Here is a 9,563-nt window from a genome sequence, read left to right as displayed (position 1 = left end):
GAATTATTTAGTTAAGTTATGGGAAAAGATCAATATTCCCTGTTCCCTGCTATAATAACTGACCGTTGATTGAAAAAATTTTAATAATGATCACTTGGTGTTCCTTGCTAATGAAACAATGGGGTAGGATGACAAAATTCCTATCTTTGTTCTGTCTTTGTTTATTATTGGTCGTTAGTTGTACTCCTAAACAGCAAACAAATACACCACAGTCTAGCACTGTAAATACTACTACGGGTGATGGTCGGATTACTGTAGGGACAACGGAAAAGCCAAGAACTCTTGATCCTGCTGATGCGTATGAATTGGGATCTTTGAGTTTAGTATTTAATATGAGCGATCGCCTGTACACTTATGAACCAGGTAGTACAGAAATTAAACCACAATTGGCAACAGCATTACCAAAAGTGAGTGCAGATGGTTTAACCTATACCATTCCTATTCGCCAAGGAGTCCTATTTCATGATGATACTCCCTTCAATGCCAAAGCAATGGAGTTTAGTCTGCAACGCTTTATCGAAAACAAAGGTAAACCATCCTTCCTACTTTCTGATACCGTAGCCTCAGTTAAAGCCACAGGAGAGTATGAATTAACAATTAAACTGAAAAAACCCTTTGCCGCTTTTCCTTCATTGTTAGCATTTTCTGGAGTCTGTGCAGTTTCGCCAAAATCCTATGAAATTGGGGCGGTAAAATTTAAACCGAATATTTTTGTGGGAACTGGCGCTTACAAATTAGCCAAATATGGAACTGATTCCTTAAAGTTTGATGTATTTGATAAATATTGGGGAACAAAACCCGAAAACAAAGGTGTCAATGTCCAAATTCAAACCAGTCCAGTTAACTTATTTAATGCCTTTAAAACTGGGGCGATAGATGTCGCCTATCTATCCTTACAACCGGATCAAATTCAGAGTTTAGAAGCCAGTGCGAAAAAGGGAGATTGGCAAGCTATATCTGCTCAAGGTAGTGTAGTTACTTATATGACTTTAAATCGCAATCAAAAACCTTTAGATAAAGTAGAGGTGAGACAAGCGATCGCATCATTAATTGATCGTAAATTATTAAATGATCGGGTATTATTATCACAGGCTGATCCTCTTTATAGCATGATTCCCACCACCTTCAACGTTTCCCAGCCATTGTTTCAAGATAAATATGGTGATGGTAAATTTGAAGAAGCCAAAAAATCCTTAGTCGCTGCTGGTTTCTCCAAAGAAAATCCAGCAAAAGTGCAAATTTGGTATCCTGCAAGTTCAATGACGCGCAGTTTAGTTGCACAAACCTTAAAATCCCTAGCTGATACTAAAATGGATGGTATTTTGCAATTTGAAGTTAAAACCGTCGAAGGTGCAACTTTCTATAAAGAAATTTCCAAAGGTTTATATCCCAGTACCTTAACTAATTGGTATCCAGACTTTTTAGATCCAGATAACTACGTACAGCCATTTTTAGCCTGTGAAAAAGGTTCAGTTGCTAAAGGTTGCGAAACTGGAGGTAGTCAAACTCAGGGGTCATTTTATTATAGTGAAGCTATGAATAAACTCATAGATCAACAACGCAAAGAACAAAATCCTGAAACTCGGAAGAAAATATTTGCCGACATTCAAACCCAAGTATTAACTGATGTTCCCTACATCCCTTTATGGCAAAGCAAAGATTTTGTATTTGCTCAAAAAGGCGTAGCCAATGTCAATCTTGATCCTACCCAAAACCTGATTTACAAAACAATTAAAAAGTAGGGAATAGGTGACAGGTGACAGTTAAGAGGAGATAGGGAGAAGTTTTCTTCTTTCATTCTTCTCTCATTCCCAGACTCCGGCTGGGAATGCCATTTAGAGGCTCTGCCTCTTGTTAATTAGATGAGGCAGAGCCTCAAGACTGCATTCCTTGTCTCTGACAAGGAACGAGGTTAATCCTTCTTCTCTCATTCCCAGACTCCGGCTGGGAATGCCATTTAGAGGCTCTGCCTCTTGTTAATTAGATGAGGCAGAGCCTCAAGACTGCATTCCTTGTCAGAGACAAGGAACGAGGTTAATCCTTCTTCTCTCGTTCCCAGACTCCGGCTGGGAATGCTATTTAGGGGCTCTGCCTCTTGTTAATTAGATGAGGCAGAGCCTCAAGACTGCATTCCTTGTCAGAGACAAGGAACGAGGTTAATCCTTCTTCTCTCGTTCCCAGACTCCGGCTGGGAATGCTATTTAGGGGCTCTGCCTCTTGTTAATTAGATGAGGCAGAGCCTCAAGACTGCATTCCTTGTCAGAGACAAGGAACGAGGTTAATCCTTCTTCTCTCGTTCCCAGACTCCGGCTGGGAATGCTATTTAGAGGCTCTGCCTCTTGTTAATTAGATGAGGCAGAGCCTCAAGACTGCATTCCTTGTCAGAGACAAGGAACGAGGTTAATCCTTCTTCTCTCGTTCCCAGACTCCGGCTGGGAATGCTATTTAGAGGCTCTGCCTCTTGTTAATTAGATGAGGCAGAGCCTCAAGACTGCATTCCTTGTCAGAGACAAGGAACGAGGTTAATCCTTCATTCTTCATTCTTCATTCTTCATTCTAACTCCTGACTCCTATAAAAAATATGTCCCGTTCTAAAGCATTACAGTATTACATAGTTTCCCGGTTACTATTTGCGCCACTGCAACTATTAACTATTATCACCATTGTCTTTATTTTACTTAGAGCCACCCCAGGAGATCCAGCAGATGCAATTCTGGGAGGAAGAGCGCCAGAAAGTGCAAAAGAAGAATTAAGAAAACAACTTGGTTTAGACTTACCAATTTGGTTACAATATCTCAATTATTTAGGTAACTTACTACGCTTTGACTTAGGAACTTCCTTAACCAGTCGCGGGCAAAATATAGGTGAAATAATTGGTCAATATTTTCCAGCCACAGTAGAATTAGCATTTGCGAGCATGGCTGTAGCGTTGATTGTCGGAGTTTTAGTGGGAACTATTTCCGCTTCTCGTCCGGGAACTGGTTTTGATATTGGTGGGCGTTTATTTGGGATTATTACCTACGCATTACCGATGTTTTGGGCAGGTATGTTATTACAATTAGTTTTCTCAGTTCAACTGGGTTGGTTTCCTAATTCCAATCGGTTTCCCCCTAATCTTCCCGCACCTACAAATATTACTGGTTTATATACAATTGATAGTTTATTAGCTGGGAATTTAAGTCAATTTTTCACATCTTTACATCATTTAGCTTTACCAAGTTTAACTTTAGGAATTTTGCTCAGTGGCATTTTTGAACGCATTGTCAGAGTTAACTTAAAACAAACCTTAAAAGCTGATTATGTAGAAGCGGCTAGAGCGAGAGGAATTTCTGAAAGTAAGATATTAGTTTCCCATGCTTTGAAGAATGCCTTAATCCCGGTAATTACGGTCTTAGGATTAACATTTGCTTCCTTGTTAGGTGGAGCAATTTTAACAGAAGTGACATTTTCCTGGCCAGGGTTAGCAAATCGTTTATATCAAGCTATTTCCGACCGAGATTATCCTACCGTCCAGGGTGTGTTAGTATTTTTTGGAGCAATTGTGGTGAGTGCCAGTATTCTGATTGATATTCTCAATGCTTATGTAGATCCGAGAATTAGATATTAAAAAAGGAGTATGATTTTAGCATGGCTAACGCCATACACCATACAGTGCTAATAGAAAGTGATTAGCTAGACTGATAACTTTGTCAAAAAAATTTTAGATCGCTACTTTTTAAACTCATGTAAAAGAACAGCACTCTTGTGAAAACAGATACTATATTCTATCAACTATTTCAGACATTACCTAGTATCCTTTTTGAACTGATTGGCAAGCCAGCCACAGAAGCGGAAGCATATCAATTCACATCTGTAGAAATTAAGGAACTAGCATTTCGCTTTGATGGTTTATAAGGAAGAACGCCGAAAACCCTTGAAAATGTGGCTGACTCAGTCAGCCACATTTGGGCTTTAGACAAGAGATGAAGGCTAGAGGCAGGATTTATCCTGCATTGACGTTAATTTGAAAATTTGAAATTATTTCAAATTTTAATCCATATTCGTGATACAACTAAATTGTCACTAAAGACATAAAAAGCTACCGAGGGACTCTCGGAAAGTTACGCTTGTCAGATATGATTTCACCCGCCAGGGCAAACGAAATCAGGGCAAGAACCCAAATATTTAAGGCAATGCCTGAAACTGGGATAACTGAGGGATATAGACTGAAACTCTCTATAGAATCTCCGCGTCTTTAGACCGGAGAGTGTCAAACCTGATTCAGAAATACCTGAACAACCGATTTACTTTGTAGAAGTTCAATTTCAACCGAAAGCGGATTTTTACTGGCGGTTATTTACCGAAATCTTTGTTTATCTGAATCAATATCAACCAAAGAATGATTTTCACGCAGTAGCCATTTTTGCTAAACGTAGTTTAGATCCTGGTGTACCAATGCAGTATCGGGGTTTGCTAATGAGTCAGCAAATCACGTTTATTTATTTGGATGAGTTGGAGGTAACAACCGATAATTCAATAGGACTGGGAATGGTACAGCTAGTAGTGGAAAAAGAGGAAACTGCTATTGATCATACAAGGCAGTTAATCCAAAAATCTCGACAACAATTAGCAGATGCCAGTAAAAGACAAAAAGTCTTAGAATTGTTAGAGACGATCTTGGTTTACAAATTAAGTAATTTAACTCGTCAGGAGATTGAAGCAATGTTTACTCTAGATGAATTAAAGCAAACAAGGTATTTTCGAGAAGTTGCGGAGGAAGCGAAAGTACAAGGTAAGTTAGAAGGTAAGTTAGAAGGTAAGTTAGAAGGTAAGTTAGAAGGTAAGTTGGAAGGTAAGTTGGAAGGTAAGTTGGAAACAGTACCTTTGTTATTACAGTTAGGTTTGACTGTGGAACAAATAGCCGCAAATTTGGCTGTAGATATTGAAGCGGTAAGAAAGGTTGCGGAAACATCTGTTAATGAAACTCCTTCAGATTCAGAGGGAACAGGGAACGGGCAACAGGGAACAGGAAAAACTCATGTTTAAAAACATGAGATTGAAATAATGACACTGTTTTTTTCGTGCTACGCATCTTTTAAAAACATCCTTCTTTTGTAATAGAAGAAATGGAAAGTGATTAGTTCAACTGATCACTTTTTTAATATTTTGCAATTAATTGTCTAATTTTTACTCCTTGGTCTTTTAAGGCTTGTTTCAAGTCAAACTTTAACTTTTATTCCTACCTGCTAAATTGTTGTACTATCAGACACATTATTACCTTTGAAAACTACGAGGATCAAGGGCATCACGTAAGCCATCACCTAATACATTAAATGACAAAACGGTAATAATAATCAGAATTGCTGGTGGTAAAATTAGCCAAGGTTGTAATACTAAAATAGAAGCATTACTGGCTAAAGAAAGCATATTTCCCCAAGAAGGATCTGGTTGTTGAATACCTAAACCAATTAGACTTAATACTGCTTCTGCTCCAATAAAACTAGGAATTGTTAAAGTAGCAGAAATAATAATGTAAGTTGCAGTTTGTGGTAAAACATGACGAACAATAATATAAATGGGATTACCACCCATTACCTTTGCTGCTTGCACAAATTCAAGTTCTTTGATTGATAATACCTGTCCGCGAATTATCCTCGCTAAACCTGCCCAACTAATTACAGAAGTGATGAGAATGATTAATAAAAATCGCTGAGTGCTGGTTAATTTTGGACTCAAAATTCCTGATAGTGCTACTAATAAATAAATACTCGGAAAGGTCATCAATACTTCTGCTAAACGCATGATAATACTATCAATTATTCCGCCAAAATAGCCGGAAATACCACCAATAAGCAACGCCAATGGATAGGTAATGATAATTCCAAAAATACCAATAAACATACTAATTCGACCACCATGCAACAGCCGACTAAATTGGTCGCGTCCTTGTTCATCTGTTCCCAAAATATTCAATTTTGCGTCACCAATAACCCCAAATAAATGCCAATTTAAGGAAATGCCAGGGATAATTGTGGCTTCCTGCCATTTGGGTGGGAGGGAAATACTCAAATTGAATAATTGATATTTAGGTCCAGCAACAAATAATCTTAATGGTGAAGGTTTTGTCTGGTCTATAATTATTTTTCTTTCCCCAGTTTCTAAGTTAGTATCGCCTTGTGTTGTAGGATATACGTGGGGTCCAATAAACTGCCCTGATTGAGATACCCAATGAATCTGAGTCGGTGGCAGTAGTGAACCATTGGTTTGTGAATCATAAGGGTTATAAGGAGCGATGAAATCAGCACCAATTACTGCTAAATAGAAACAGAAGAGGACAATTGCCCCAGTTCGTGCTAAAGGGTTTTTGTTGAGTCGTTGCCACCAATTCATAGTTTTTGACGTAAAAGTTAATGTTGATTAATTGTTGATAAAAGTATATATCAATAGATTAGATAAAAAATCGCAAACCTATTTTATGAATAACCTGCATCACCATCGGTCACAATTTCCCGCTTTAAGTAATAAGCTTTATTTTAACTACGGAGGACAAGGTCCAATGCCGCAAAGGGCTATGGATGTTATCACTCAATCTCAAGCCCATATTCAAAGTATAGGTCCTTTTGGGAGTGAGGCATACAGTTGGATCGCACCGCAAATACAAGCCAGTCGGGAGGCGATCGCCTCTATATTAAATGTACCATCTGATACAATAACTCTCACTGGTAATGTCACAGTCGGTTGTAACATTGCCTTATGGGGAATTGATTGGCAACCGGGTGATCATCTTCTCCTTTCTGACTGCGAACACCCTGGTGTCATTGCTACTGCCCAGGAAATTGCTCGTAGATTTGCAGTAGAGGTTACTACCTGTCCGTTAATGGCTACTTTAAATGAGGGGAATCCCATCAGTATTATTGCTGAAAACCTCCGTCCCAAAACCCGCTTAGTAGTTTTAAGTCATGTCCTATGGAATACAGGTCAAGTTTTACCCATTGATAAAATTGTAGAAATATGCAAAAGCAATAATTCTCTGTTATTGATAGATGCGGCTCAATCAGTGGGCGTTCTTCCTTTGGATTTAACTGCTTTGGGTGTAGATTTTTATGCCTTTACTGGTCACAAATGGTTATGCGGTCCTGCTGGTGTGGGTGGTTTATATGTGTATCCTCAAGCCAGGGAAAATCTGCATCCCACTTTCATTGGCTTAAATGGAGTAGTTACTAATAATCAAGCCCAACCGACGGGTTGGCAACCAGATGGACGCAGATATGAAGTATCTACTTTACCAACTTCATTATATGTGGGTTTAAAAGAAGCAATTACAATTCATGAACAATGGGGGACAGCACAGGAAAGATATGAGCAAATCTGCAAAAATAGTAATTATCTCTGGCAAAAATTAAACTCTTTACCCAATGTCAAATGTTTAAAAAATTCACCCCCAGAAAGTGGATTGGTTTCTTTTCAATTAACTAATCAGCCTAGTTCTAAATTAGTGCAATCTCTAGAGTCAGAAAATATTTTAACTCGAACAATTGCCAGTCCTAATTGCATTCGTGTGAGTGTTCATTATTTAACATTAGAATCAGAAATTGACCAATTAATAGCAGCTATAAAAGGCGACTAGTACCGCAAGGCGGAAGTCAAAAGTCAAAAGTCAAAATGAAGACAGTATAGGCTTTTGGAGGATTTAGAATGGTTGGTTTATTTACGCCGTTTTGTACTAGAAGTCACTGCTAAACAGACAAAACCCACCTTTGTGGGTTAAATCATATTAGTCCGCGACGGCGGACTTTGCTTGTGTAGTAGTGATTTCTAATCGCCCAATACTCTTTTTAACCTTGTTTTAAATCATGAAAAGACCAACTATATATATAGCCATCACAAATCACGGTTTTGGTCATGCTACCCGCACAGCTTCCATTGCTAACACTATCCAAAAACTATATCCTGAAGCATTATTAATTCTAGTCACCACTGCACCTCGCTGGTTACTGGAATCTTATATAGAGGGTGATTTTATTTTACGTCAACGGGCGTTTGATTTAGGTGTGATTCAAGCTGATAGTTTGACAATGGATAAACCAGCAACTTTAGCAAAACTGCGAGAAATTCAAAAAAATCATAAATCTTTAATTGCTTCAGAAGTTAATTTTATTCGTCAAAATCGCGTTGATTTAATTTTAGCAGATATTCCTTTTCTAGCTGCTGGATTTGCTGAAGCTACGAATATTCCTTGCTGGATGATTAGTAACTTCGGTTGGGATTTTATCTATCGAGATTGGGGGGAAGAATTTACGGAAATGGCTGATTGGATTAGTGATTGGTATAGAAAATGCGATCGCCTATTTCGTCTTCCTTTCCATGAACCCATGTCAGCATTTACCAACATTACAGATGTCGGTTTAACTGGTGGTTCTCCCCATTTTAATATTGATGAATTACGCACTAATTGGCAAATAAGTAGACCGCCAGAAAAAACCATTTTACTGACATTTGGTGGTTTAGGTTTGCAAGAAATTCCTTACACTAATACCAGCAGATTTCCCGATTGGCAATTTATTACTTTTGATGCCTCAGCCCCAGATTTACCTAACTTAATTAAAATTACAAATCATCAATATCGTCCTGTGGATTTTATGCCGATTTGTGGGAGAATTATTTCTAAACCTGGATATGGGACATTTTCAGAAGCTACCCGTCTAGAAATACCAGTTGTAACCATACCCCGTCATGATTTTGCCGAAGCAGCTTTCATGTTAGCAGGAATTGCTAATTACAATCATCATCAAATTCTCACAACACCAGAATTTTTTCAAGGAGATTGGGATTTTCTTGATCAATCACCCCAAGCACCAAAGCAACCCAACATCATAGCCAAAGATGGGAATGAAACAATAGCCAAAGCTGTGATAGATTATTTAGAGACAAATATAGCGGTATGCACTTGAAAAAATACATCATAAGCCCCCTCCTTGCACCCCCCTGAATCCCCCCGCAGCAGGGGGGAGAAAAAGATAAACTTCTTGTATTTCACTCAGCCAAAAACCGCTATATATAAACTACTATAAACTAGCCATGACCCACTACCAAAAACTATTAAGAGTTTCCACCAATGGAAAATCATTTCACAATATTACCGCCAAAATTGAAGCTATTGTTGCTGAATCTGGTATAGAAACTGGGCTTTGTAGTTTATTTTTACGTCACACCTCAGCTAGTTTAGTAATTCAAGAAAATGCTGATCCTGATGTATTACTTGATTTAGCTAATTTCATGACAAAAATAGTCCCAGAGGGAAACCATTACATTCATGATGCTGAAGGGCCAGACGATATGCCAGGACATATCCGCACAGTTTTAACCCATACCTCCGAACAAATTCCCATTAATCGTGGTCATTTGGTATTAGGAACATGGCAAGGAATCTATGTTTGGGAACATCGTCAACAGAATAATGTGAGAGAGTTAGTAGTTCATATTTCTGGATAGGATTGAAAAAGTTATCTGTGATGTTCCCCCCCCCACCTCTCTTCTCCCTGTCTCTTATACACATCTGCCGCTGCCGACGACCTAGACCGTCT

7 protein-coding genes and 1 pseudogene are annotated in these 9,563 nt (G+C 38.5%); 7 read left to right on the top strand and 1 reads right to left on the bottom strand.

What is annotated here, in order from left to right:
- Nucleotides 1-128 precede the first annotated feature (128 nt).
- The 4 genes and pseudogenes from IQ228_RS13730 to IQ228_RS13715 all read left to right on the top strand — a co-directional run.
- Nucleotides 129-1,742, top strand: coding sequence for an ABC transporter substrate-binding protein (locus IQ228_RS13730; RefSeq protein ID WP_228043870.1), 1,614 nt, complete (start codon nt 129-131; stop codon nt 1,740-1,742).
- Nucleotides 1,743-2,581: 839 nt separating this feature from the next.
- Entirely contained in the window at nt 2,582-3,607 is a 1,026-nt protein-coding gene (locus IQ228_RS13725) for an ABC transporter permease (RefSeq protein ID WP_027403365.1), read from the top strand.
- A 137-nt stretch (nt 3,608-3,744) separates the two neighbouring features.
- Nucleotides 3,745-3,894, top strand: coding sequence for a DUF2887 domain-containing protein (locus IQ228_RS13720; protein ID WP_370566894.1), 150 nt, complete (start codon nt 3,745-3,747; stop codon nt 3,892-3,894).
- Between the two features lie 369 nt (nt 3,895-4,263).
- Nucleotides 4,264-5,025 (top strand): annotated as a pseudogene (locus IQ228_RS13715) (Rpn family recombination-promoting nuclease/putative transposase); the annotation flags it as partial.
- A 228-nt stretch (nt 5,026-5,253) separates the two neighbouring features.
- On the opposite strand, the gene IQ228_RS13710 reads toward IQ228_RS13715, so the two are convergent.
- The gene (locus IQ228_RS13710) at nt 5,254-6,369 is read right to left on the bottom strand and encodes an ABC transporter permease (protein ID WP_193963166.1); all 1,116 of its coding nucleotides are present in this window, start codon (nt 6,367-6,369) and stop codon (nt 5,254-5,256) included.
- 85 nt (nt 6,370-6,454) lie between these two features.
- On the opposite strand from IQ228_RS13710, the gene IQ228_RS13705 reads away from it, so the two are divergent.
- The 3 genes from IQ228_RS13705 (at nt 6,455) to IQ228_RS13695 (ending at nt 9,471) form a co-directional block, all read left to right on the top strand.
- Complete coding sequence (locus IQ228_RS13705) at nt 6,455-7,606, top strand: aminotransferase class V-fold PLP-dependent enzyme (protein ID WP_193963164.1); 1,152 nt, start codon at nt 6,455-6,457, stop codon at nt 7,604-7,606.
- 226 nt (nt 7,607-7,832) lie between these two features.
- Nucleotides 7,833-8,930 (top strand): glycosyl transferase, encoded by a 1,098-nt coding sequence (locus tag IQ228_RS13700; protein ID WP_193963162.1) that lies wholly within the window; start codon nt 7,833-7,835, stop codon nt 8,928-8,930.
- A gap of 127 nt (nt 8,931-9,057) precedes the next feature.
- Nucleotides 9,058-9,471 (top strand): secondary thiamine-phosphate synthase enzyme YjbQ, encoded by a 414-nt coding sequence (locus IQ228_RS13695; protein ID WP_027403361.1) that lies wholly within the window; start codon nt 9,058-9,060, stop codon nt 9,469-9,471.
- The last annotated feature ends 92 nt before the right edge of the window (nt 9,472-9,563 follow it).

Source organism: Dolichospermum sp. LEGE 00246 (assembly GCF_015207865.1).
GTDB classification, from domain to species: domain Bacteria; phylum Cyanobacteriota; class Cyanobacteriia; order Cyanobacteriales; family Nostocaceae; genus Dolichospermum; species Dolichospermum heterosporum.
Note: the sequence above shows the minus strand (reverse complement) of the source record. Positions and strands in the feature narration are given on the sequence as shown.

What these genes read in the sequence shown, in the direction of transcription:
- IQ228_RS13730 (WP_228043870.1), top strand. Translation starts at nt 129, where the DNA reads ATGACAAAATTCCTATCTTTGTTCTGTCTTTGTTTATTATTGGTCGTT.
- IQ228_RS13725 (WP_027403365.1), top strand. Translation starts at nt 2,582, where the DNA reads ATGTCCCGTTCTAAAGCATTACAGTATTACATAGTTTCCCGGTTACTA.
- IQ228_RS13710 (WP_193963166.1), bottom strand. Translation starts at nt 6,369, where the DNA reads ATGAATTGGTGGCAACGACTCAACAAAAACCCTTTAGCACGAACTGGG.
- IQ228_RS13705 (WP_193963164.1), top strand. Translation starts at nt 6,455, where the DNA reads ATGAATAACCTGCATCACCATCGGTCACAATTTCCCGCTTTAAGTAAT.
- IQ228_RS13700 (WP_193963162.1), top strand. Translation starts at nt 7,833, where the DNA reads ATGAAAAGACCAACTATATATATAGCCATCACAAATCACGGTTTTGGT.
- IQ228_RS13695 (WP_027403361.1), top strand. Translation starts at nt 9,058, where the DNA reads ATGACCCACTACCAAAAACTATTAAGAGTTTCCACCAATGGAAAATCA.